This is a genomic window from Salmonella sp. 32031103-2018-00083-FB-01-SM-01 (assembly GCF_017571995.1).
In the GTDB taxonomy this organism is placed as follows: domain Bacteria; phylum Pseudomonadota; class Gammaproteobacteria; order Enterobacterales; family Enterobacteriaceae; genus Salmonella; species Salmonella enterica.
In genome coordinates this window covers 300,584-323,405 of record NZ_JAGEQL010000004.1, presented here as the reverse complement: position 1 = coordinate 323,405, position 22,822 = coordinate 300,584, and the positions used below count along the sequence as shown (strand labels likewise).

The 22,822-nt window shown below is 51.1% G+C and carries 21 protein-coding genes, 1 tRNA gene and 1 pseudogene; 18 read left to right on the top strand and 5 right to left on the bottom strand.

Annotated features, from left to right (window positions below):
• Positions 1 to 195 precede the first annotated feature (195 nt).
• Positions 196 to 954 carry an amidase activator ActS gene (actS, locus tag J4614_RS14215; protein ID WP_000244328.1) on the top strand — a complete coding sequence of 253 codons (759 nt, stop codon included), beginning with the start codon at positions 196 to 198 and terminating at the stop codon, positions 952 to 954.
• A gap of 79 nt (positions 955 to 1,033) precedes the next feature.
• A tRNA-Gly gene (locus tag J4614_RS14210) sits at positions 1,034 to 1,107 on the top strand.
• Positions 1,108 to 1,229: 122 nt separating this feature from the next.
• Here the strand turns inward: J4614_RS14210 and J4614_RS14205 are convergent.
• A complete protein-coding gene (locus J4614_RS14205) occupies positions 1,230 to 2,036 on the bottom strand; it encodes a DUF1460 domain-containing protein (protein ID WP_077905450.1) in 807 nt (268 codons plus the stop codon).
• Between the two features lie 190 nt (positions 2,037 to 2,226).
• Here J4614_RS14205 and vapC point away from each other — a divergent pair.
• From vapC to J4614_RS14160, 9 genes and pseudogenes are all read left to right on the top strand, one after another.
• Positions 2,227 to 2,397: pseudogene (vapC, locus tag J4614_RS14200) on the top strand (tRNA(fMet)-specific endonuclease VapC); the annotation flags it as partial.
• A gap of 803 nt (positions 2,398 to 3,200) precedes the next feature.
• Positions 3,201 to 3,737: an STM3031 family outer membrane protein gene (locus J4614_RS14195; RefSeq protein WP_001038499.1), complete on the top strand. Its 537-nt coding sequence runs from the start codon at positions 3,201 to 3,203 to the stop codon at positions 3,735 to 3,737.
• A 46-nt stretch (positions 3,738 to 3,783) separates the two neighbouring features.
• A complete protein-coding gene (locus tag J4614_RS14190) occupies positions 3,784 to 4,416 on the top strand; it encodes a YfdX family protein (RefSeq protein ID WP_000835269.1) in 633 nt (210 codons plus the stop codon).
• Positions 4,417 to 5,134: 718 nt separating this feature from the next.
• Positions 5,135 to 5,719, top strand: coding sequence for a fimbrial protein (locus tag J4614_RS14185; protein WP_001244639.1), 585 nt, complete (start codon positions 5,135 to 5,137; stop codon positions 5,717 to 5,719).
• A gap of 119 nt (positions 5,720 to 5,838) precedes the next feature.
• Complete coding sequence (gene stdB / locus J4614_RS14180) at positions 5,839 to 8,328, top strand: fimbrial outer membrane usher protein StdB (RefSeq protein ID WP_000705477.1); 2,490 nt, start codon at positions 5,839 to 5,841, stop codon at positions 8,326 to 8,328.
• A gap of 40 nt (positions 8,329 to 8,368) precedes the next feature.
• A complete protein-coding gene (gene stdC, locus J4614_RS14175) occupies positions 8,369 to 9,112 on the top strand; it encodes a fimbrial biogenesis chaperone StdC (protein ID WP_023213846.1) in 744 nt (247 codons plus the stop codon).
• Positions 9,109 to 10,191 (top strand): fimbrial protein, encoded by a 1,083-nt coding sequence (locus J4614_RS14170; RefSeq protein ID WP_080176963.1) that lies wholly within the window; start codon positions 9,109 to 9,111, stop codon positions 10,189 to 10,191. The genes stdC and J4614_RS14170 overlap by 4 nt, the downstream gene beginning before the upstream one ends.
• Before the next feature lie 107 nt (positions 10,192 to 10,298).
• The gene (locus J4614_RS14165) at positions 10,299 to 10,805 is read left to right on the top strand and encodes a CaiF/GrlA family transcriptional regulator (RefSeq protein WP_000093331.1); all 507 of its coding nucleotides are present in this window, start codon (positions 10,299 to 10,301) and stop codon (positions 10,803 to 10,805) included.
• Entirely contained in the window at positions 10,792 to 11,550 is a 759-nt protein-coding gene (locus J4614_RS14160) for a hypothetical protein (protein ID WP_023262941.1), read from the top strand. Before J4614_RS14165 ends, J4614_RS14160 begins: the two co-directional genes overlap by 14 nt.
• Positions 11,551 to 11,759: 209 nt before the next feature.
• Here the strand turns inward: J4614_RS14160 and J4614_RS14155 are convergent, their stop codons facing one another.
• Positions 11,760 to 12,614: a nickel/cobalt efflux protein RcnA gene (locus J4614_RS14155; RefSeq protein WP_023207641.1), complete on the bottom strand. Its 855-nt coding sequence runs from the start codon at positions 12,612 to 12,614 to the stop codon at positions 11,760 to 11,762.
• Positions 12,615 to 12,735: 121 nt separating this feature from the next.
• Between J4614_RS14155 and rcnR the strand changes: the two genes are divergently transcribed.
• Positions 12,736 to 13,008, top strand: a complete 273-nt coding sequence (rcnR, locus tag J4614_RS14150; RefSeq protein ID WP_000019953.1) for a Ni(II)/Co(II)-binding transcriptional repressor RcnR — start codon at positions 12,736 to 12,738, stop codon at positions 13,006 to 13,008.
• A gap of 30 nt (positions 13,009 to 13,038) precedes the next feature.
• On the opposite strand, the gene J4614_RS14145 is transcribed toward rcnR, so the two are convergent.
• Both J4614_RS14145 and J4614_RS14140 read right to left on the bottom strand, forming a co-directional pair.
• On the bottom strand, positions 13,039 to 14,268 hold the full coding sequence (locus J4614_RS14145) for an amino acid permease (protein WP_079946110.1): 1,230 nt from the start codon (positions 14,266 to 14,268) through the stop codon (positions 13,039 to 13,041).
• A 141-nt stretch (positions 14,269 to 14,409) separates the two neighbouring features.
• The gene (locus tag J4614_RS14140) at positions 14,410 to 14,865 is read right to left on the bottom strand and encodes a multidrug/biocide efflux PACE transporter (protein WP_017465480.1); all 456 of its coding nucleotides are present in this window, start codon (positions 14,863 to 14,865) and stop codon (positions 14,410 to 14,412) included.
• Positions 14,866 to 14,968: 103 nt separating this feature from the next.
• Between J4614_RS14140 and J4614_RS14135 the strand changes: the two genes are divergently transcribed.
• The 6 genes from J4614_RS14135 (at position 14,969) to J4614_RS14110 (ending at position 21,808) form a co-directional block, all read left to right on the top strand.
• Entirely contained in the window at positions 14,969 to 15,832 is an 864-nt protein-coding gene (locus tag J4614_RS14135) for a LysR family transcriptional regulator (RefSeq protein WP_001270773.1), read from the top strand.
• Between the two features lie 122 nt (positions 15,833 to 15,954).
• Positions 15,955 to 17,133, top strand: a complete 1,179-nt coding sequence (locus J4614_RS14130) for an acetyl-CoA C-acetyltransferase (RefSeq protein ID WP_208293216.1) — start codon at positions 15,955 to 15,957, stop codon at positions 17,131 to 17,133.
• 429 nt (positions 17,134 to 17,562) lie between these two features.
• A complete protein-coding gene (gene kduI / locus J4614_RS14125) occupies positions 17,563 to 18,399 on the top strand; it encodes a 5-dehydro-4-deoxy-D-glucuronate isomerase (protein WP_000383274.1) in 837 nt (278 codons plus the stop codon).
• Between the two features lie 56 nt (positions 18,400 to 18,455).
• On the top strand, positions 18,456 to 19,217 hold the full coding sequence (gene kduD, locus J4614_RS14120; RefSeq protein ID WP_000602478.1) for a 2-dehydro-3-deoxy-D-gluconate 5-dehydrogenase KduD: 762 nt from the start codon (positions 18,456 to 18,458) through the stop codon (positions 19,215 to 19,217).
• 352 nt (positions 19,218 to 19,569) lie between these two features.
• Entirely contained in the window at positions 19,570 to 20,988 is a 1,419-nt protein-coding gene (gene araE, locus J4614_RS14115; RefSeq protein WP_000253650.1) for an arabinose-proton symporter AraE, read from the top strand.
• Positions 20,989 to 21,100: 112 nt separating this feature from the next.
• Positions 21,101 to 21,808 (top strand): aspartate/glutamate racemase, encoded by a 708-nt coding sequence (locus tag J4614_RS14110; RefSeq protein ID WP_000848629.1) that lies wholly within the window; start codon positions 21,101 to 21,103, stop codon positions 21,806 to 21,808.
• On the opposite strand, the gene J4614_RS14105 is transcribed toward J4614_RS14110, so the two are convergent.
• Positions 21,780 to 22,715, bottom strand: a complete 936-nt coding sequence (locus J4614_RS14105) for a LysR family transcriptional regulator (protein ID WP_000741798.1) — start codon at positions 22,713 to 22,715, stop codon at positions 21,780 to 21,782. The genes J4614_RS14110 and J4614_RS14105 overlap by 29 nt on opposite strands.
• Positions 22,716 to 22,822 lie beyond the last annotated feature (107 nt).

Here is a 22,822-nt window from a genome sequence, read left to right as displayed (position 1 = left end):
CATAACAGAAAGAAAGGCATTACCAAAACAGGCCCTGACAGAACGCAGACGAGCGCCATTGCGCCGTGAGTCGATATTATGCTGGCATATCGGATATTCGCGGCATCATCATCCGCGCGGACCCTTTCCGGCGTCAATGGATTGGGCATACGGCATTTGGCTGCTATCATAAGGCGTCTGTCAATAGAGTGAGGAATGGTTTTGAGCGCAGGACGCCTGAACAAAAATAGCCTGGGTATTGCGGTGCTGTTATGCACAGGGCTGCTGCTGGCGGGGTGTTCCAGTAATTCCGGCTCAGGAACGTATTCCGGCTCCGTCTATACCGTTAAGCGCGGCGATACGTTGTATCGTATATCGCGCGCCACGGGAACCAGCGTGAAAGAACTGGCCCGACTGAATGGCATTTCTCCGCCTTATACTATTGAGGTGGGGCAGCGAATTAAAGTGCGCGGCAGTGCAAAGAGTAGCAGTTCAACACGCAAAACCAGCAATAAAACAGCAACAAAAACTGCCGCGGTCAGACCGTCATCTTCGGTGCCAAAATCCTCCTGGCCGCCGGTGGGGCAGCGCTGTTGGGTATGGCCTGCCAACGGTAAAGTGATTTTACCTTATTCCACCGCGGAGGGCGGAAATAAGGGGATCGATATTGCGGGCGCGCGCGGAACGCCTGTTTATGCGGCGGGAGCGGGTAAAGTTGTCTATGTCGGGAACCAGCTGCGCGGTTACGGCAATCTCATCATGATTAAGCACAATGAAGATTACATTACGGCTTACGCTCATAATGACACCATGCTGGTTAATAATGGACAAAGCGTTAAAGCGGGGCAAAAAATCGCTACGATGGGCAGCACGGATGCCGCATCCGTAAGACTGCACTTCCAGATTCGCTACCGGGCGACGGCCATCGATCCGCTGCGTTATCTGCCGCCGCAGGGGAGTAAACCGAAGTGCTGACGGTGAATTAATCGCCAGTCAGCCAGTAAGTCTCTTGCCAACCAGAGCGTAAGGTTTATAATGCCTTACGCATCTCAAAGCGGGCGTAGTTCAATGGTAGAACGAGAGCTTCCCAAGCTCTATACGAGGGTTCGATTCCCTTCGCCCGCTCCAGACAAATATCTACTAAATCCACAAATTTACAGCCATTTTTCCTGTACTGCCCCACAGTACACAGGGTTTCAATGCCTATGTCGGACGGCTATTATCCGCTGGCGACTCCGGTAATGACTTTATCATTCAGCCCGCAGCACAACGATGCCCGGTCTGGAATGCATGTATTCCATAAACGGTGTATCCACCACTTTTCTGTTTGCGGCCAATGAGGAGGCGTTCCTGAACCACACCTGTTCATCATGACGAACTACGATACCCACATGTGAAACGTCCAGCCCGTCAAGCGGGGAGTAGACACCGATATAATCCCCGTTTTTTAGGTGGTTCATGACCTGCTGGTTGATGGCTCTTCCGGGAATGTAATTTATTTTACGAGGATGGATGCCCAGACCAGGAATGTACTCGCTGCCATCAGGTTTATGGTTAAGCTGCTTGTCAACAACGACATAATCAGGGCTGATATCCGGCGTTACATCCCGTGCATTACGCGGTGCTGCGGCGAACCAGTCAGAGAAGAAGTGCCGGCGGCTGAGATAAGCAACTTTGCCCGCGGCGTAGCGAGTCCTGGCAAGATTATGCAGAAACGATTTCTGATTATCGCTGCGGGCCAGGGCCTCAACGTAATCAGCCAGGGTAAAGCAGTCCACGCCGTTGAAATTCGCTACAAGGACTTCGGGTGTGCCGGGCCCACCGATGAGCGTATTTGCCTGATAAGGTGTTCCGAGAAAAGCAGACGATACGCGGCTGATAACTTCTCCATGGTTTTCGCCTTTATAAGGAATGACATCCGACTGGATAATCCGGCTTACTTTTTCTGCCGTAACGCTGTCCATGCTGGTCTGATATTTTTCTGTGCCAGGGACGGTACAGGCCGTCAGATGCGCCGACATAAGCAAAATTGTCCATGTATTTACCTTCATTATCATCTCCGGAAAGGTTCAAATCCCTTTTTTACCTTTACCGGAAATGGTTGTGATGGATACAGAAAAACGCCAGAGGTTGATTACAGGTTGAGTAATATGAACGCTGATGATGATAAATGTGAAGATCATCATACGACTTTATTCGCAGTTGTTTTTTGCCTGATCGTCAAAGCCAACATGCCCCTTCAGGCTGGCGATACATACCGGTCAAATCCGTGCCGAACTGGCCCGCAAGGGAACACCTGTCGGGCCTTATGACCAGATGATTGCTGGCCATGCCCGTAGCCGCGGACTGGTCGTCGTCACAAACAATCTCCGCGAGTTTGAACGCATTCCGGGTATCCGAATCGAAGACTGGTGCTAATTTCTGCATCAGATGTTATCCCCGGATTCAAACTCTTTTCCGGATTTAGTGGCACAGTCAGTTTGGTTACCTGCTTAATGGTGGTTTGCATCACATTTTTAGCTGGTGGTATTTTTTTATGTTGACTGGAGATACCTGCCAACAGCATAACTTTTACGGCCAGATAATAAATAAAAGAGTACCAAAATGTCGTATTCTGACATGTTTACGAAGGGAGTACCGCTCCCTTCTTTTTTTGTTTCCTGGATACTCACTGAACAATGCCGTTACTGCCCGATAACTGCCGCATCCCCTCTCCATAGCCTTTTCCTGCAACTAAGTCACAGACGTTGGTTTACCAGGCCGATATGACTTCTTTCCCGTTATATACCCTTCATACTTCAAGTGGCTTATGTGTTGACTACGGATTACTCGGCCCATCATGGGCCTCGCCCTGACGGGCCGTCGCACGCGACGTTCAAATCTGCTCCCGGCAGATTTGTCGCTCACCCCAGTCACAGAGTTATCTATGCTCCTGGGGACTCACTCCCTTGCCGCCTTTAAGCAACTCAAATTATTTTGGGTATATATCAGTGAACTTCTATTTTTGTCAGTTTTTATTTTTCAGTTTATTTATTATTAAATACTGTTTCTGGCCTGGATATATTTTCGTGAATAGCCTCCCGACAGCCGCAGACAAAGATATTTGCTGGCGTAACAGCGCTCATAATTTAAAAGATTTATTTATAGTTTGTTATCACGGAAAGATTTTAACTTAATACATGCCAGTAAGGCATCAGGTAAAAATAACCGGAGAGAAGAAGATGAACAAAATGCTATTAGCCGGAAGTGCCGGTATTGTTCTGCTGTCTGCTGCAGCCAGTCCGGTATGGGCAGACGATAATGCCAGTACATTTTCGCTTGGATACGCCCAGTCCCATACTAATCACGCCGGGACGTTGCGTGGGGTTCGGCTGGCAAACAACTATGAAATGTCACCGGACTGGGGGCTGACAACCTCATTTGCCTGGCTAAATGGAAGCCAGCGCTATTCCGATGAAAGCAGTAATGGTCGTGTAACAACCCGTTATTACTCCCTGCTTGCAGGCCCTTCATGGAAAATAAATAACCAGTTAAGCCTGTATAGTCAAGTGGGCCCCGTATTATTGCATCAGCGTGATCACGGAATAAATGAGTCTGACAGTAAGGTCGGATATGGTTATTCTGCAGGCGTGGCTTATACCCCGGTCAGTAATGTCGCTATAAATCTGGGTTATGAGGGTGCGGATTTTGATGCTACCCATAACAGCGGAAGCCTTAATAGCAACGGCTTTAATCTTGGCGTGGGTTACCGGTTCTGAATAGGATAATTCGATAAAAAATGTTACTTTGTGGAGATGATGGATTATGAAAAGCCATATTATGCCAGGCGTTGCGCTGATGGTTATCCTGTTTTCAGGAAATGTTATGGCCGCAACAAACATGACTGATAATGTTACTCTGAATAATGACAAGATATCCGGACAGGCCTGGCAGGCCATGCGTGATATCGGAATGTCGCGATTCGAGTTGTTTAATGGTCGAACCCAAAAGGCGGAACAACTGGCTGCGCAAGCAGAAAAACTCCTGAACGATGACAGCACTGACTGGAACCTGTATGTCAAATCAGATAAAAAAGCCCCAGTTGAAGGAGACCGCTATATTCGGATAAATTCATCGATTACGGTAGCCGAAGATTATCTCCCTGCGGGGCAGAAAAATGATGCTATTAATAAAGCAAACCAGAAAATGAAAGAAGGAGATAAAAAAGGGACTATAGAGGCCCTGAAACTAGCAGGCGTCAGTATGATTGAAAATCAGGAACTCATTCCTCTTCAGCAAACCCGTAAGGATGTGACCACAGCGCTTTCCTTGATGAACGAAGGAAAATACTATCAGGCAGGTCTGATACTGAAATCAGCTCAGGATGGCATAATTGTGGATTCTCAGTCAGTTCAGGAATTACCCACGGCCCCCGTGCAGCACGATTCCGCGCATTAATATCCCCCAGCCTGCTGTATATATTACAGCAGGCAGCATTATGTCTGACAGCTATTACCAGTTTGTTCTTTGCTGTCGGCATTGCTTTTAAATTTCATCCGTGAAGTTCAGTAATGTCAGGGTACCTGCATTCATATCTATTGTGATGCTCATCACAAATACAGAAGAATATCATTTCATTTATTATTTTTTATCCCTTCCGCTTATGATGGTTCATAATGATTTATTAAGTTAATGTTTTGGAATTAAATGCCTTTTACTTGCGTTATATCTAGTTTTTTATGCTACCAGTAGTTTTATTGTTATATATGGTTAGTATTATGTTTTGTAAATATCCAGTGTGATGGAAAAGCAAAACATACATTCCCGATAACATATTACAAAATATTTCATGTCCGCTGCGAATATCTGTCTGTTAGGTATTCATCCGCTTATAATTACATTAAAAAGTATTTCTTTGATGATTATTCTTAAATTACGATCATAATCATCGATCGTATCGATCTATTTTTATTGTTTTAATTTGAATAAGAATTTTCTTACAACTGATTAGGCATTAGCTGAAATCAATATTTTTCGATGGAAAGTTCAGGTGCTTCGTTTAACACCAGGCGTTTATTATTCATACGAATCTTTTCTGAACGCTTTCATTAATACCCTCAGATTTGTTTTCAGCCTTTGCAAAATAATTCTCATTCACCCAAAGGACATATTATCTATGCGTAATAAAATAATACTTGCCATGGCGGCTGCCGGTATGATGTATGGTGCTTCTGTATTTGCCGCCGATACTACACCCACAGCAGGCCCGTTCGGCTCAGGTAAAATTACCTTCACTGGTACCATCACCAACTCACCCTGTGATATCGCACCGGGCGACGATGCAATCACCGTTCCGTTTGGACAGATTTCTTACCGTAAACTGAATACCGCCAATGCAACCACGGACTCAAAACCGTTCACCATTCATCTGCAGAACTGCGCCTTCGATCCGAATGAAACTACAATAGCCGGCTCCGCAGGGAAAATGTCTAAAGTAACCGTCTCTTTCAGTGGCACAGCTGATACCTCAGGTAAAGCTTACGTCAGCACCGGCAGTGCCCAGCATGTTGGTGTGCAGCTTCTGAAAAGTGACAACACCTCACTGATTACACCCAATACCCCGATGCCGGATGGCGACGCCCAGCAACTGCAGGCCGGGAATAACGAACTCAACTTCTTTGCCCGCCTGATAGCCCTGACAGATGCCGCAACTCCTGGCGATGTTAACGCCTCCGTCACCTACACCCTGAAATACTTGTGATTTTACGCGGTAAATAACGACAGGGAGAAGCCGTCCACGGAGGGGATCGGACGGCTTTTATATCTGACTGTGCCTGCGGGCTGTCTGTTACACGGACGACAACACGAAAGCGCCATGCCATGAAAATTACCCGGCTTGCCATTCTGATTACCCTGACATTTTCCGTCCTGAAGTCGCAGGCCACGGAGTTCAATGCCAGCCTGCTGGACAGCGGGAACCTGTCTAACGTGGACCTCACGGCCTTCAGTCGCGAGGGGTATGTGGCGCCCGGTAACTATATTCTCGATATCTGGCTCAATGACCAGCCGGTACGGGAACAGTATCCGGTCAGGGTTGTACCGGTTGCCGGACTCGACGCGGCCGTCATCTGTGTGACAACAGACATGGTGGCCATGCTGGGTCTTAAGGATAAGATTATTCATGGCCTGAAACCCGTTACCGGTATCCCGGACGGGCAATGCCTTGAGTTGCGCTCCGCTGACAGTCAGGTACGGTACAGCGCTGAAAATCAGCGTCTGACCTTCATTATCCCCCAGGCCTGGATGCGATATCAGGACCCGGACTGGATCCCCCCTTCACGCTGGAGCGACGGCGTCACCGCCGGCCTGCTCGATTACAGCCTGATGGTCAACCGCTATATGCCGCAGCAGGGGGAGACCTCTACCAGCTACAGCCTCTACGGCACCGCCGGGTTTAATCTCGGCGCCTGGCGGTTGCGGAGCGATTACCAGTACAGCCGTTTTGACAGTGGGCAGGGCGCATCACAGTCTGATTTTTATCTGCCGCAGACGTATCTGTTCCGTGCCCTGCCAGCACTGCGTTCAAAACTGACGCTCGGACAGACGTACCTCAGCTCCGCTATTTTTGACTCCTTCCGCTTTGCCGGGCTCACTTTGGCCAGCGATGAGCGCATGCTGCCACCCTCTCTTCAGGGGTATGCCCCGAAAATCAGCGGCATTGCGAACAGTAATGCACAGGTTACCGTCAGCCAGAATGGCCGCATTCTGTACCAGACCCGGGTGTCGCCGGGGCCTTTTGAGCTTCCCGACCTGAGCCAGAATATCAGCGGCAACCTGGATGTCAGCGTCCGGGAAAGCGACGGCAGCGTCCGGACCTGGCAGGTCAACACGGCCAGCGTCCCCTTTATGGCACGCCAGGGACAGGTTCGCTATAAGGTGGCCGCCGGACGTCCGCTGTACGGCGGGACGCATAACAACAGCACGGTCAGCCCTGACTTTCTGCTCGGGGAGGCCACCTGGGGAGCATTTAACAACACGTCGCTGTATGGCGGCCTCATTGCCTCCACCGGCGACTACCAGTCCGCGGCGCTCGGGATCGGCCAGAATATGGGGCTGCTGGGCGCTCTGTCTGCGGACGTCACCCGCTCAGATGCGCGGTTGCCGCATGGGCAGAAGCAGTCCGGTTACAGCTACCGTATCAACTATGCCAAAACGTTTGATAAAACCGGCAGTACCCTGGCGTTCGTCGGATACCGCTTCTCGGACCGCCATTTTCTTTCCATGCCGGAGTACCTGCAGCGTCGGGCCACCGACGGCGGCGATGCATGGCATGAAAAACAAAGCTACACCGTGACTTATAGCCAGTCCGTTCCGGTACTCAATATGAGCGCTGCCCTCTCGGTAAGCCGGCTCAATTACTGGAATGCGCAGTCCAACAATAACTACATGCTCAGCTTCAACAAAGTGTTCAGTCTCGGCGACCTTCAGGGGCTCTCGGCCTCGGTGTCGTTTGCCCGTAACCAGTACACCGGCGGGGGGAGCCAGAACCAGGTCTACGCCACCATCAGTATCCCGTGGGGAGACAGCCGCCAGGTGAGTTACAGCGTACAGAAAGATAACCGGGGCGGCCTGCAGCAGACCGTGAATTACAGCGATTTCCATAACCCGGACACCACATGGAACATCAGCGCCGGTCATAACCGCTATGACACTGGTAGTAACAGCAGCTTTAGCGGCAGCGTGCAGAGCCGTCTACCGTGGGGCCAGGCGGCAGCGGACGCCACCCTGCAGCCCGGACAGTACCGCAGCCTGGGCCTGAGCTGGTACGGCTCGGTGACCGCCACCGCCCACGGCGCCGCTTTCAGCCAGTCGATGGCCGGGAATGAGCCCCGCATGATGATAGATACCGGAGACGTGGCCGGTGTGCCGGTAAACGGCAACAGCGGGGTGACCAACCGCTTCGGGGTGGGCGTGGTGAGCGCCGGCAGCAGCTACCGCCGCAGTGATATTTCGGTTGATGTGGCCGCCCTGCCGGAGGACGTGGACGTCAGCAGCTCCGTCATCAGCCAGGTGCTGACGGAGGGCGCGGTGGGCTACCGGAAGATTGACGCCAGCCAGGGGGAGCAGGTGCTCGGTCATATCCGACTGGCTGATGGCGCCAGTCCGCCGTTTGGCTCCCTGGTGGTGTCCGGGAAAACCGGCAGAACCGCGGGGATGGTCGGGGATGACGGTCTGGCTTACCTGACAGGCCTCAGCGGGGAAGACCGCCGGACCCTGAACGTGTCCTGGGATGGCCGGGTGCAGTGCAGACTCACCCTGCCGGAAACGGTGACACTCAGCCGGGGGCCGCTGTTACTGCCCTGCAGATAAAAATATCCCTGTCACAGAGCAGGACTAACGGAGAAAACAGGTGAAAAACAGCAGAAGAAGCCGTGTGATTTTACTCGCGCTGGCGGCAGCATGGAGCCAGTGCAGCCCGGCGGCCGTCAATGTCGACCGGACCCGTATTATCATGGATGCATCGCAGAAAACGGTGGCCATCACGCTGAATAACGATGACAAAACCACGCCGTTCCTGGCGCAGTCCTGGGTGACGGATGCTGACGGGGTGAGAACGGATGCGCTGATGGCGCTGCCGCCGCTGCAGCGTATTGATGCCGGACAGAAATCCCAGGTCCGCATCACCCAGGTTCGTGGGCTGACAGATAAGCTCCCTCAGGACAGGGAAACACTGTTCTGGTTTAACGTGCGGGGCGTTCCCCCGAAGCCGGAAGACGACAACGTCCTGCAACTGGCCATGCAGAGCCAGCTGAAACTGTTTTACCGTCCGAAAGCCATTATCAGAAGCAGCAGTGACCAGCCGGAAAGAAAGCTGACTGCTGAGCGGAATGCGGGACATCTGACCCTCAGAAACCCGACGCCGTACTACATCACTGTGGCGTGGCTGGGAGCAGACCGCAGCCACAGGCTCAGCGGTTTCCGCGAGGGCGTGATGGTGCCGCCCCTGGGGAGCCTGCCTTTAAAGGCTGTTCTGCCGGCAGAAACCCGGACGCTGTGGGTGGGGTATATTGATGATTACGGTGGACTGCAGATGAACCGCTACACCTGCGATGCCCTGAACTGCGCGTTTAAGGACGCAGGGGCGACATCATGACAGGACGATTATTCAATATGAAATCACTGATACTGTCAGGTGTGTTTCTTTTCTTTGCTGTCTGTGATTCTGCGCGGGCAAACTATGACTGGTCAAAATGTGATGCCAATGGAAATGTAAATATTCAGAATATCAGTCTGAAGGGAGGACAATATTTACAAGGGCAGGAACTGCAGAAGATTACTGTTCCCATAAGTTATACCTGTACTACAACATGGAGCAGTTTTAATTCACTTGTTTACTCTACAGCAGTTTCGCTTTCCGATATGAGACAGGTAGCCACTGCGCTAAGAGATCGCGGTCTTGGAATGGATATCGTTGTTCAGGAAGGGAGCTTGACTCCCGTGACATTTACGTGGAGGGATATACAGGCAGGGTTTTCAGGCTGGTCCAGTTCAAAAGCATTCGGGCAACGTATGGAAGCGCAAAAAACATATAACCGGAGCGGAACTATTACAGTACGTATTTTTGTCGAACGGGTTTTTAATAATAATTTTTTGGACATAAATATTCCGGGAAGTAAAATTAATATATATCCCTATAGCCCGTCACAACCCGGACTGTCTGTTGAACCACCAACTGTTCCATTCAGACCTTTAACTGTTTCTGCCTTTAATCTCAGGTTTATTCCTGACAACTCAGGCAAGGTTATTATCTCTCCTTCTGCTACCATCAATATGGGGCGTTTTTATACGGAATATAAGGAAACCATGGTGCCCAGGGAAGTACCTTTCACCGTTACAGCACAACAGAATGTCGGAACGCAGATCCCGTTCGTCGCCCCACTGGCTATAGAGTTCAGGACCAACGGTCTGACACTGGCAGATGCTGACAGCACCGTGATTCTTAAGAATAATAAACAAGAAAACAATGGTTTCAGACTGTCGGTAATGGATGTGGATAATAACACACCAGTTAAATTTAATGTGAAAGCAGATATGGGATCTATCCATCTTGATAACGGTGCCGGTGGCAGAATTATAAAACAGTATAAAGCAAAGGTCGAAGCTATACCCGGTGCGGTAATTAAAACAGGTGCTTTTTCAGCCGCAATGACAGTTATTGTTACTTACAATTAGCAGGATTAAATACCATTTCCTGATAGTTAATTAAAAAATAGCTATAAATTTATCTTTATGATTATTTTTTCTTCTCGGTCTTTTTCACTAAAAAACGGAGAGTCTGCATGTCTTCTGATAAATCAAAAGAGAAGATAGTTTTTTCAGGTAACGATATTCATTATCCCGGACAGACTAACCATGATGCCTGTTTTATTCCGGTAAGTGTCCGCCAGTATGCCGGCGAGCCCCTGTATATCATCGTGGCACACTGGTGCCTGTTGCAGCAGAACTGGGTTCAGCGTAACCAGATAGCAGAGGCGTTTCACATCACGGCCAGACGGGCCAGCTACCTGATTGCCTATCTGCGAAGCAAAACATCGCGGGTGGTCAGCATCTGCCGTCACCAGACCCTGCCCAATAAAGCACGACGCTATGAGATTTATGTTATCCGGGTTCTTGACAGTCCCACCCCGTCCACGCGCCGTGAAAAGGCCGGACCGCCGCCGGTATCAAAACGCCGGGTCGGTAATGGTGACAGGTCGATGGCAAATGAACTGTGGAACCGGCTGTGCAGTAACAGAAATGCGGGGAAGATCCTGAAAAAGAAGGAGGATGAGGATGACGGAACATAACCGGATGCCGGCCCGGCAGATTATCGTTTACGGTGACTGCTGGCCGGTGACGAGCGCCGTGGCACACCTGGTCCGAAGATTTCTGCCGGGCTGCAACTGTGAAACCGCATACAGGCTGCCTGTTCTGTTGCAGCAATTACGTCGGAAACCGGAGGCCATACTGATACTGTGTCTGCGTCCCCGTGAACATCTCTTTTTGTTCTATTCCCTGAGGCAGATCCTGCCGGACTACCCGGTTATGATTATCAGCGATGAGCTGTTTTTCAGCGACCGGGTGGTACTGAAGGTATACGGCGGCATCCCGGCGCTGCTGGAGCAGGAACTGGCGGAGATACTTATCCGGGGGCGGCGGGGTGAACAGTGGGCCGGGGGCGCACGCCTGCGCAGGACAGGAGAGCTGGACGCCTTTTTGTTATCTCCGGCTCCGGTGACGGGCTTTCTGGAAGTGCCACCGATATTTAACAATCCGAAGCGGTTGATGAACTATATGGACCAGTTGATGCACCGGGAGATACTGGCATGCGGAGTGAGCCTGGCCCAGTTACGCTTGCTTCAGGAAGTTTACCGTGGACGGGGAAGGTTGTCAGCGTTGTGTGGAAGGCTGAATACGCAGGAGAAGCAAATCTGGCAGGACAAATACCGGTTACTGGTGAAGCTGGGAATGCGGAACCGATTACGGGAACTGCTGTTTGGTACCCGGTTTTGTAAATCACTGCAGCGAACTCCGTTTATCGCTCCGCAATAACCCGCCTCCGGCGACCCTATCCAGAAACACTGACACTCCGGCTACACCCGGTGGCGGTGGGGCGTGTTTTGCCTGTGGTGTAGTGGAGTAAAATACAGAATTCAGGCGGGACGCTGAATGTATGGCCTTTCATACCGTTTGATAAGTAAAAACGCTTCTGGAATGAAACCCGAAGTGAATGATACGGCCTGAGCAGAAGCGTTATATATTTACTGCATGATCCCGGTATAGCCATGAATTCCCATATACACGCCGACCAGACCAATCAGAATGCTCGAAAAATAGGGCGCCCGCCGGGCAAGCGTCGAAAAACCACTCCAGCGCTTTGCTGCCTGTTGAACGCTTATCGCCGCGCCCACGCCTACCGTCACCAGCGTTAATGCCAGGCCAAGACTAAAGCTCAGCACCATCGTGGCGCCCAGCGTAAACGCTTTAAGCTGGATACAAATCAGTAAAACGGTGATCGCAGCCGGACAGGGGATAAGCCCTCCGGTCAGGCCGAACAGCAGGATCTGTCCATTAGTCACTGTTTGACCATCAAAACGGCGTTGAATATCGGCAGCATGGGCGCGTTCATGGGCATCCTGATACGCTTTTGACGTTGCGCCTTTCGGATGTATGTGACCATGATGGTCGTGGTCGTGGTCGTGGTCGTGGTCGTGGTCGTGGTCGTGGTCGTGGTCGTGGTCGTGGTCGTGATGGTGGTTTCCCGCCAGCCACTGCTGCTCGCCTCGCCATGTCCGCCAGAACATCCAGCACGCGGTGCTCAGAATAATAATCGCAGAAATTAACTGCAGCCATGGTTCCACTGATTGTGCGGTGAATGCCCGGCTAAGATACATCCCACCCAGCGCGATTAACCAGACGATCGCGGTATGAGAAAGCGTTGCTGCCAGACCGAGCATGACGGCCTGTTTAACCGTACCTTTAATGGCAATAATAAAAGCCGCCATCATAGTTTTGGAGTGCCCTGGTTCAAGCCCGTGCAAAATACCTAATAAAATGGCGCTGGGAATGAAGAACCAGCCGTTTCCTTGCTGAAGAAGTGTCGAAAATTCACCCATGAGAATGATTCTTAGTTGTTTTATGTGGGCGTTATTCTACTCCCCCCCAGTATGGAATACTACCCCCCAGTAGCATCGTAATGCTATAATTTGTATTCGTTAATGTAAGTGAGGTGTTGCAATGTCACATACCATCCGGGACAAACAAAAGCTTAAAGCCAGAACCAGCAAGATTCAGGGACAGGTGATAGCGCTAAAAAAAATGCTGGATGAACCGCATGAATGCGCGGCCGTGTTACAACAGATCGCGGCGATTCGCGGCGCGGTAAATGGCTTAATGCGCGAGGTGATTAAAGGGCATCTGACCGAGCATATCGTTCATCAGAGTGATGAAGCCAGGCGTGAAGAAGATCTGGACGTAATATTAAAGGTGCTGGATTCTTATATAAAATAGCCGGGAGTTATATCCCGGCTATCTTTTACTTTAGCCGAAAAACATCACCGATACGCAAAGTAAACCGACGACCAACGTAATGAAATTACCTACTGAACGGTAGGGTTTCAATGCCGGTATCAGGTACGTTGACAACGTGGGCATAATAAACAGAATCATCGCAATGAGCGGGCCGCTAATGGCATAAATCATAGAGATGGCATTCGGGTTAATACAGCAAATAATAAACGTAATCCCGGAAACCAGCATGATAGACAGCGCGCGATTGAACGCCCGGCTTTTTTTCACGCCAACCTGCTGTAGGGTGGTTCTTACCATTTCGGTTGCGCCCTCAATGACGCCGAAATAGGTGCCGAGGAAAGATTTCGACATGGCCACGACGGCAACGATAATACCGGAAATAGAGAGCCAGGCCGGCGCATTGGGCATCATCGAGAGCGCGGAAAGGATGGTAACGCCTTCGTTGCGCGCGTCTTCAATGTATGACGGCGGAATGGAGAGCAGGCAGCTAAAGACAAAGAATAGCACGCTCAGGCAGATAATCAGGTAGGCGACCTTCATGATCTTTCTGCATTTATCCATGGCCTGATCGCCAAAATTTTCCCGTCTGTCGATGGCAAACGTCGAAATAATGGGCGTATGGCTAAAAGCAAAAACCATCACCGGAATAGAAATCCATACCTGGTGCAACGTGTGACTATCCAAAGACATCTGCCCGGTCAGTAACGAGGGTTGCCAGCTTCCGGTTAAGTAGAGCGAAAGGAACAAGAAGTAAGCGATAAGTGGAAAGACTAAAAAGCCCATTACGCGAAGAGTGGCATGTCTTCCCATTAAGAAAATCATATTCAGGATAAGTACTACGCCGAAGCTAACTGCCATCCGGATGCGAATATCTATCTGAATATGCTTCGCTAATTGCTCTGTCAGGGAATTGGTAATCGCCACCGCATAAATTAATACCACGACAAAAAACGCAATGAAATAAAGCGTGGTAATAATATTGCCGATTTTTTTGCCGTAATAATGAGTAACGGCGCCAGTAATTCCCTCACCGGCAGAAGTCTTTGAGGAGAGAATAAACTGACACAGCGCCTTATGCGGCCAGTATGTCAGAGGCCAGGCGACCAGCGCGGTAATAAATAGCACGATTGCGCCTGCCGATCCCAACTGGATGGGAAGGAAAAGAGTGCCTGCGCCTACAGCCGTTCCGTATAATGCAAAACTCCAGAGAGTCTCATCTTTTGACCAAATTTTAGACATTATTTGAATTTATCAACTATAAAACACACAAAAAGAAGCGCAATTTACCATAAATAGCGTCAGTTGGGGGCGTTTTAAGCAGATGGATGTCGTGGAGGAGATGGGCCGGGAGCGTTGCGATCCCGGCAAAAAAGAGCAATATCATGCACTAACGCGCTGTTGGCGGCGGGTCACTATTCGCTGGCGTAAAACATCGTATGCCCAGTTGTACAGCATCGTGTACGGCAAAAAGAACAGGAAGAAACCAATCTCCAGGGTGAATGCTTGTAGCAGGCTGACATTCAGTACCCAGGCGACAATACTCACGCCAATGACAATAAACCCACTTTCAAATCCTAACGCATGGAATGCGCGCACTTTGGCGGTTCGTCTCACCTGATGCGCAGGCCACAGTCGATCAAACAGAGCGTTATAAATGATATTCCAGATCATGGCCGTCGTTGCCAGCAATATCGTTAGGCCGCCCATCTCCAGCACCGAGCGCTGCATTAGCCAGGCGGTCGTTGGCGCCAGTATCGCAGTTGCAATACCTTCAAAACAGACAGCATGGAAAATACGCTCCGGCAGCGAGCGACGTTGTATGGCGTCATGTTGCATAAACGAAAAAACCTTACTCTTAATCAAACTAAAGAAATTTCCGCTATTTTATCGTTTAATGTGATACCTAAAAGATAATATCCATCGATAAAGTAGATAGGTTATGCGTTACTCACCTGAAGCGTTAATGGCATTTGTTGAGACCGTCTCTTGCGGTTCGTTTTCTGCGGCGGCGCGCCGCCTGCGTAAAAGCCAGTCCACCATTAGTACCGCCATTGCGCATCTGGAGGCGGATCTGGGATTTTCATTATTTGATCGATCATCGCGCCAGCCCGTTCTGACCGAAGAAGGAAAACGGGTGCTTAGCTATGTTCAGGCTATTTTATCGGCGAGCGACCGTCTGGATGAGGTGGCGCTGACGTTATCCGGCGAGACGGAGGCAAGACTCACGTTCGTCCTCTCTGATACCCTGCACCCTGACAGTCTGGAAGAGTTAATGGCGCAGTTTGATCGTCAATTTCCGCATACCGAGTTTGAATGTTTGATCGGAGAAAATGATGATGTCATCGACCTGCTGCAAAAAGGGCGCGCCCAGATAGGCCTGATTGAAGCGCGTGATGACTATCCCACAGACATTGGCGCGACGCGTCTGCCTGTTCAAAGCTGGATGGGGGTTTATGTGGCGACCACGCATCCGTTGGCGTCGCAGACGAACCTGCAATGGGAGCAACTGCATACCTGGCGCGAGCTGCGTCTGAATACCTACCTTGAATCTAACGCCAACATTACGCGCGGCCCGGCCTGGTCAGCGCCAAACTATTTATTGCTGTTGAGCATGGCGGTTCAGGGATTTGGCTGGTGCGTATTGCCCTGCGCACTGGTGGAAGAGTTTGCGGCGGAAAAACCGCTGGCGCAGCTGGATGTTCCTGGCTGGCCGAGGGCGATTGCTATTGATTTGCTGTGGAACAAGAAAACGCCGCCCGGAACGGCGGGGAACTGGCTTCGCTACCATTTGCAGCAGAAATAAGCTGTACCACCGTCAAATCAGCGTCATTTCCTTTGTGATAAAACTCACTTTTTTTAAACAATCAAGATAACTAATTTTAACAATGCTCTACTATGGCGGTGTCATTTTGCGCTGAGGTGGTAATGAAAGAGGTTGTGATAGTGGGGGCTTTACGGACACCCATCGGCTGTTTTCAGGGAACGCTGGCCCGTCATTCCGCCGTCGAGCTGGGGAGCATGGTCGTAAAAGCGTTAATTGAGCGCACCGGCGTGGACGCTAACGCTATCGATGAGGTCATCCTCGGTCAGGTACTGACGGCTGGCGCCGGGCAGAATCCGGCGCGCCAGTCAGCCATCAAAGGAGGGCTGCCGACAACCGTTTCCGCCATTACCATTAATGACGTTTGTGGTTCCGGTTTAAAAGCGTTGCACCTGGCGACGCAGGCTATTCAGTGCGGCGAAGCGGACATTGTTATCGCGGGCGGGCAGGAGAATATGAGCCGTGCGCCGCATGTCCTCAATGATAGCCGTACCGGCGCGTTGCCTGATGCCGACAATCTGGTGGATAGTCTGGTACATGATGGCTTATGGGATGCCTTCAACGATTATCACATTGGCGTGACGGCAGAAAACCTGGCGCGGGAATATGGCATCAGCCGCGAGTTACAGGATGCTTATGCGCTCAGTTCGCAGCAAAAAGCCAGGACCGCGATTGATACCGGGCGTTTTAAAGATGAGATTGTCCCCATCGTCACGCAACGTAATGGGCAGACCGCAATTGTCGATACGGATGAACAACCGCGGGCCGACGCCAGTGCGGAGGGGTTAGCTCTGCTGCACCCGGCGTTTGATAGTTTAGGTTCGGTGACGGCGGGTAATGCCTCCTCAATCAACGATGGCGCCGCCGCGGTGATGATGATGAGCGAGGCGAAAGCCCAGGCGCTGGGGCTGCCGGTGCTGGCGCGCATCCGCGCGTTTGCCAGCGTCGGCGTCGATCCTGCGCTAATGGGGATTGCGCCGGTATATGCTACCCGGCGCTGTCTGGAGCGTGCCGGTTGGCAACTGGCGGAGGTCGACCTTATCGAAGCCAACGAAGCGTTTGCCGCCCAGGCGTTGTCGGTAGGAAAAATGCTGGAATGGGATGAGCGACGGGTAAACGTTAATGGCGGCGCGATTGCGCTGGGGCATCCTATTGGCGCTTCCGGCTGTCGAATTCTGGTTTCACTGGTGCACGAAATGGTTAAACGCGACGCGCGAAAAGGCCTGGCGACGCTGTGTATTGGTGGCGGCCAGGGCGTTGCTTTAACCATTGAACGCGATTGATCCTGCGCCAGCCATCCTTTTTCTGCTTCATTATTCCGTCATAAAAAGCCCTCTATCACGAGGGCAAAGCCAGTGACAGACCCCCCTTTTTCGTTATAGCGCAGAACGTCTTGCCGCGTCGGGCATTGCAGACGCATACCGCTTTTAATTCAATTCGCACATCAGACCCCGTTCCAAAACAAGCTCCAATTTTTATCTGAGTAACCGCATACAGCATCTGGCGCACATGTCTGAAAATCAGACATGTGTGTAAGTTTTAGCGCCGTTCGTGATCGCTACAGCAGTTTTAAAAATAACCAACCATATAAATGAAACGTTGTTTTATTTATTGTTGAAAACCTTCATCCAGGCGACTATGATGCCGTTAAATAAATCAAAACAGTGTTTTGATTTTATGCCGTTGCGATCGATTTATCATTGGAGGGAAAAGTGGACGTAAGGCAAAGCATCCATAGCGAGCACGCTAAAACGCTGGACACCCAGGCGCTGCGACGCGAGTTTTTAATAGAAAATATTTTTGTCGCTGATGAATATACGATGGTCTACAGCCATATCGACCGTATTATTGTCGGCGGCATTATGCCCGTCAGCCATTCTGTTGAAATCGGCGGAGAGGTGGGTAAACAGCTTGGCGTTTCCCGGTTACTGGACCGCCGCGAGCTGGGCGTCATTAATATTGGCGGCGCGGGCGCCATTATCGTTGACGGGCAGCGTCATGACATTGGTCATCGTGATGCTCTGTATATTGGTAAAGGGGCGAAAGAGCTGGTCTTCGTCAGCAATGAGGCGAGCAGACCGGCGAAGTTTTATTACAACTGCGCGCCAGCGCATACCGCTTATCCGACGAAAAAAGTGTCGCCTGCCGACGTTGCGCCCGTCACCTTAGGCGATAACCTCACCAGTAACCGTCGCACCATCAATAAATACTTCGTACCGGATGTACTGGAAACCTGTCAGCTCAGTATGGGACTCACCGAACTGGCGCCCGGCAATCTATGGAACACCATGCCATGCCATACCCATGAGCGCCGTATGGAAGTTTACCTCTATTTCAATATGGAAGAAGACAGTTGCGTTTTCCATATGATGGGGCAGCCTCAGGAAACCCGTCATATTGTGATGCGTAATGAACAGGCGGTTATTTCCCCAAGCTGGTCAATACATTCCGGCGTTGGCACCAAAGCCTATACGTTTATTTGGGGCATGGTGGGAGAAAATCAGGTCTTCGATGACATGGATCACGTTGCGGTACAAGATCTGCGCTAGTCGCGACCGGTGATAACGCCTGTGCGTGACAGGCATGACAAAAATAAGGATTAACAATGATTTTGAATGCATTTTCTCTTGAAGGTAAAGTCGCGGTTGTGACGGGGTGCGATACCGGATTGGGGCAGGGGATGGCGTTAGGGCTGGCGGAAGCGGGCTGTGACATTGTCGGTATTAACATTGTTGAACCGACGGACACTATTGCGCGCGTCACCGCTCTGGGACGTCGTTTTTTAAGCCTGACAGCCGATCTGCGTCAAATCGATGGTATTCCGGCATTACTGGAACGGGCGGTGGCGGAATACGGTCATATTGATATTCTGGTGAATAACGCGGGTTTGATCCGTCGTGAAGATGCGATTGATTTCACGGAAAAAGACTGGGATGACGTCATGAACCTGAACATCAAGAGCGTGTTCTTTATGTCTCAGGCGGCGGCAAAATATTTTATTGCCCAGGGCAACGGCGGCAAAATTATTAATATCGCGTCTATGCTCTCCTTCCAGGGCGGCATTCGCGTTCCGTCTTATACCGCGTCGAAAAGCGGCGTAATGGGAATAACACGTCTGATGGCGAACGAGTGGGCGAAACACAATATCAATGTGAACGCCATCGCACCGGGCTATATGTCCACGAATAATACCCAGCAATTGCGCGCTGATGCACAACGTAGCGCCGAAATTCTCGACCGTATTCCGGCTGGACGTTGGGGGCTACCGGGCGATTTAATGGGCCCGGTAGTCTTCCTGGCATCCAGCGCCGCTGATTATATTAACGGCTATACCATAGCGGTAGATGGCGGTTGGCTGGCGCGTTAATCCGCTACTGACAAATGCGTTTCTGGGAAAATCGACTCTTTGGCCGAAAAACTGATAAAGCCCTGTCCTGGTACAGGGTTTTTTTATGATCTCATTAGCATAGTCCATATTGTGGGTTTAACTTAATCCATATATTGTTAAATAATAGCTATGATCAATGCTTTAATTGATTGAAATATTGGTAGTTTAAAAAAATACCCGGCAACGGCGTTAAATTTAAAAAGTGTAATATCCATCACATATCGCTATAGCGTAGCCATTTAATCCATATTTATGCCGTTTCCAGCCTGACACTTGGGGAAGAGTATCCCGTACTTTCAGGCTATGTCTTACTCTGTTGTGGCAGGAAAATATGGTCTCTATTAATCATGACTCTGCTTTAACGCCGCGTTCGCTTCGCGACACACGACGTATGAATATGTTTGTTTCGGTTTCTGCAGCGGTAGCGGGACTGTTATTTGGTCTGGATATCGGCGTTATCGCCGGGGCGCTGCCTTTTATTACCGACCATTTCGTACTGACCAGCCGGCTGCAGGAATGGGTCGTCAGCAGTATGATGCTTGGCGCGGCAATTGGCGCATTATTTAACGGCTGGCTTTCATTCCGGCTGGGGCGTAAGTATAGCCTGATGGCTGGCGCGATTTTGTTTGTGCTCGGCTCGCTGGGGTCGGCGTTTGCTTCCAGCGTGGAAGTATTGATTGGTGCCCGCGTGATACTGGGCGTAGCAGTAGGGATTGCCTCCTATACCGCGCCGCTTTATCTATCTGAAATGGCAAGTGAAAATGTTCGCGGCAAAATGATCAGTATGTATCAACTGATGGTGACGTTAGGCATTGTGCTGGCTTTTTTATCCGATACGGCATTCAGCTACAGCGGCAACTGGCGCGCGATGTTGGGCGTACTGGCGCTGCCTGCGGTGTTGCTCATTATTCTGGTGGTATTCCTGCCGAATAGTCCGCGCTGGCTGGCGCAAAAAGGTCGCCATATTGAAGCGGAAGAGGTGCTGCGTATGCTGCGCGATACCTCGGAAAAAGCCCGTGATGAACTGAATGAGATTCGGGAAAGCCTCAAACTCAAGCAGGGCGGGTGGGCATTATTTAAAGCTAACCGCAATGTTCGCCGCGCCGTGTTCCTCGGTATGCTGCTACAGGCAATGCAGCAGTTCACCGGCATGAACATCATTATGTACTATGCGCCGCGCATTTTTAAAATGGCCGGCTTTACCACCACGGAACAGCAAATGATCGCTACGCTGGTGGTCGGACTGACCTTTATGTTCGCGACGTTTATCGCCGTCTTTACGGTAGATAAGGCCGGGCGTAAACCGGCGTTAAAAATCGGTTTCAGCGTAATGGCGTTAGGGACATTGGTGTTGGGCTACTGCCTGATGCAGTTTGATAACGGTACGGCATCAAGCGGCCTCTCCTGGCTTTCCGTTGGGATGACGATGATGTGTATCGCCGGTTACGCGATGAGCGCCGCTCCGGTGGTGTGGATACTGTGTTCGGAAATCCAGCCGCTGAAATGCCGTGATTTTGGCATTACCTGTTCAACCACGACAAACTGGGTATCGAACATGATCATCGGCGCGACATTCCTGACACTGTTGGACAGCATTGGCGCGGCAGGTACATTCTGGCTTTACACCGCGCTGAATATCGCTTTTATCGGCATCACTTTCTGGCTGATTCCGGAAACCAAAAATGTCACCCTGGAGCACATCGAACGCAAGCTGATGGCGGGCGAGAAGCTAAGAAATATTGGCGTGTAATCCCCCCTCCCATGCCGGATGACGCCTGTTATCCGGCATGATGAAAAATAGACTGGAAACGGATGTGTAAGTTTGCTTCACTGCCATAATGCTTTAAAAAAAGGAGAGCGCAGTGAAAACGATCGGGCTGTTGGGGGGGATGAGCTGGGAATCGACTATCCCTTATTACCGTTTAATCAATGAAGGCATTAAACAGCAGTTGGGAGGCCTGCACTCGGCGAGCTTACTGCTGCATAGCGTAGATTTTCACGATATTGAAGTATGTCAACGCCGCGGCGAATGGGATAAAGCGGGCGATATCCTGGCGCAGGCCGCGCAGGGGTTACAGCAGGCGGGCGCAGAAGGCATTGTGCTGTGTACCAACACCATGCATAAAATCGCGCACATTATTGAATCTCGTTGTTCTCTGCCTTTCCTACACATCGCGGATGCTACCGGGCGAGCTATCGCCCGTCAGGGGTTGCATCGCGTGGCGCTATTAGGGACTCGCTATACGATGGAGCAGGATTTTTATCGCGGGCGGCTGGAACAGCAATTTGCGATTGAGACCATCGTGCCGGAGGCGGACGATCGGGCGCGTATCAATCAGGTCATTTTTGACGAGCTCTGCCAGGGGACATTCACTGACGCGTCGCGCCACTATTATTTACAGGTTATCGAACAACTGGCTGCGCAAGGCGCGCAGGGCGTTATTTTTGGCTGCACTGAAATAGGTTTGCTTGTTCCCCAGACGCAAAGCGCGCTACCGGTTTTCGATACCACGGCAATTCATGCCGCAGATGCCGTGAGCTTTATGCTTTCGTCATCGGCCCCAGAATAACCTCCAGCGGTTCGACCAGGCGCGAAAGGTGCGTTTGTAAATGCTTACTGAAGGCGTCAACCAGCGCGGAGGCGGGGCGGTGTAGCGGGCGAATCAGGCTGACGGTAAAGGGCACGTCAATGCTGAAGCGGCGAACGGTGACGCCGCTGGCGGCATAGTCCAGCGCGGTTAGCGGGTTAACGATCGAAACGCCCGCCCCGGCGCGCACCATCGCGCAGACGGAGGCCGCGCTATGCGTTTCCACCACCATTCTGCGCTTCACCTGATGTTCGGCAAATAACGTATCCAACAACTGTCGATAGCTGTCCAGGCGGGAGAGGCTGATAAAGTTTTCCCCCTGAAAATCGTCTGGCGTCAGTACCGTTTTGGCGGCAAGCGGATGGTCGCAGGGCAGTACGCACACTTCATTTAGCGTTAGTAACTCGGTACGGGTTGTTCCTGCCGGGGCATGAAGCGTCTCCGTCAGCCCTAAGTCGTGGCGCTGGGCGGAGAGCCACTCTTCCAGCAACGGCGACTCCTGCGGCACAATATTCAGGCTGACATCCGGATAACGCGCCAGAAAAGGCGGTAGTAACGGCGGCAAAAAGGATTGTGAAAAGACCGGCAGGCAGGCGATAGAGAGCTCGCCCTGACGGAACTCGCGCAGGCTTTCCGCCGCGCTGACGATGCGATCCAACCCATACCAGGAGCGTTGTACCTCTTCGAACAGGCGTAGCCCTTGCACCGTCGGATGTAAACGCCCGCGTGTGCGCTCAAACAGCGTTAATCCCAGCACTTTCTCAAAACGCGCCAGCTCGCGACTGACCGTAGGCTGCGAGGTATGCAGCAGCCGCGCCGCTTCGGTGAGATTTCCGGCAGTCATTACGGCGTGAAAAATTTCAATGTGACGTAAATTAACGGCAGCCATACGTTTCCCTGAATCATTTATCCCATATCATTTTTGCATAGGCTGACAATAAAACGATATTTTTTATTCTTTCTAAGGTATGGCGTAATCGTTAAAAAGCCTGTTCC

What these genes read in the sequence shown, in the direction of transcription:
- actS (WP_000244328.1), top strand. Translation starts at nt 196, where the DNA reads ATGGTTTTGAGCGCAGGACGCCTGAACAAAAATAGCCTGGGTATTGCG.
- J4614_RS14205 (WP_077905450.1), bottom strand. Translation starts at nt 2,036, where the DNA reads ATGATAATGAAGGTAAATACATGGACAATTTTGCTTATGTCGGCGCAT.
- J4614_RS14195 (WP_001038499.1), top strand. Translation starts at nt 3,201, where the DNA reads ATGAACAAAATGCTATTAGCCGGAAGTGCCGGTATTGTTCTGCTGTCT.
- J4614_RS14190 (WP_000835269.1), top strand. Translation starts at nt 3,784, where the DNA reads ATGAAAAGCCATATTATGCCAGGCGTTGCGCTGATGGTTATCCTGTTT.
- J4614_RS14185 (WP_001244639.1), top strand. Translation starts at nt 5,135, where the DNA reads ATGCGTAATAAAATAATACTTGCCATGGCGGCTGCCGGTATGATGTAT.
- stdB (WP_000705477.1), top strand. Translation starts at nt 5,839, where the DNA reads ATGAAAATTACCCGGCTTGCCATTCTGATTACCCTGACATTTTCCGTC.
- J4614_RS14170 (WP_080176963.1), top strand. Translation starts at nt 9,109, where the DNA reads ATGACAGGACGATTATTCAATATGAAATCACTGATACTGTCAGGTGTG.
- J4614_RS14165 (WP_000093331.1), top strand. Translation starts at nt 10,299, where the DNA reads ATGTCTTCTGATAAATCAAAAGAGAAGATAGTTTTTTCAGGTAACGAT.
- J4614_RS14160 (WP_023262941.1), top strand. Translation starts at nt 10,792, where the DNA reads ATGACGGAACATAACCGGATGCCGGCCCGGCAGATTATCGTTTACGGT.
- J4614_RS14155 (WP_023207641.1), bottom strand. Translation starts at nt 12,614, where the DNA reads ATGGGTGAATTTTCGACACTTCTTCAGCAAGGAAACGGCTGGTTCTTC.
- rcnR (WP_000019953.1), top strand. Translation starts at nt 12,736, where the DNA reads ATGTCACATACCATCCGGGACAAACAAAAGCTTAAAGCCAGAACCAGC.
- J4614_RS14145 (WP_079946110.1), bottom strand. Translation starts at nt 14,268, where the DNA reads ATGTCTAAAATTTGGTCAAAAGATGAGACTCTCTGGAGTTTTGCATTA.
- J4614_RS14140 (WP_017465480.1), bottom strand. Translation starts at nt 14,865, where the DNA reads ATGCAACATGACGCCATACAACGTCGCTCGCTGCCGGAGCGTATTTTC.
- J4614_RS14135 (WP_001270773.1), top strand. Translation starts at nt 14,969, where the DNA reads ATGCGTTACTCACCTGAAGCGTTAATGGCATTTGTTGAGACCGTCTCT.
- J4614_RS14130 (WP_208293216.1), top strand. Translation starts at nt 15,955, where the DNA reads ATGAAAGAGGTTGTGATAGTGGGGGCTTTACGGACACCCATCGGCTGT.
- kduD (WP_000602478.1), top strand. Translation starts at nt 18,456, where the DNA reads ATGATTTTGAATGCATTTTCTCTTGAAGGTAAAGTCGCGGTTGTGACG.
- araE (WP_000253650.1), top strand. Translation starts at nt 19,570, where the DNA reads ATGGTCTCTATTAATCATGACTCTGCTTTAACGCCGCGTTCGCTTCGC.
- J4614_RS14105 (WP_000741798.1), bottom strand. Translation starts at nt 22,715, where the DNA reads ATGGCTGCCGTTAATTTACGTCACATTGAAATTTTTCACGCCGTAATG.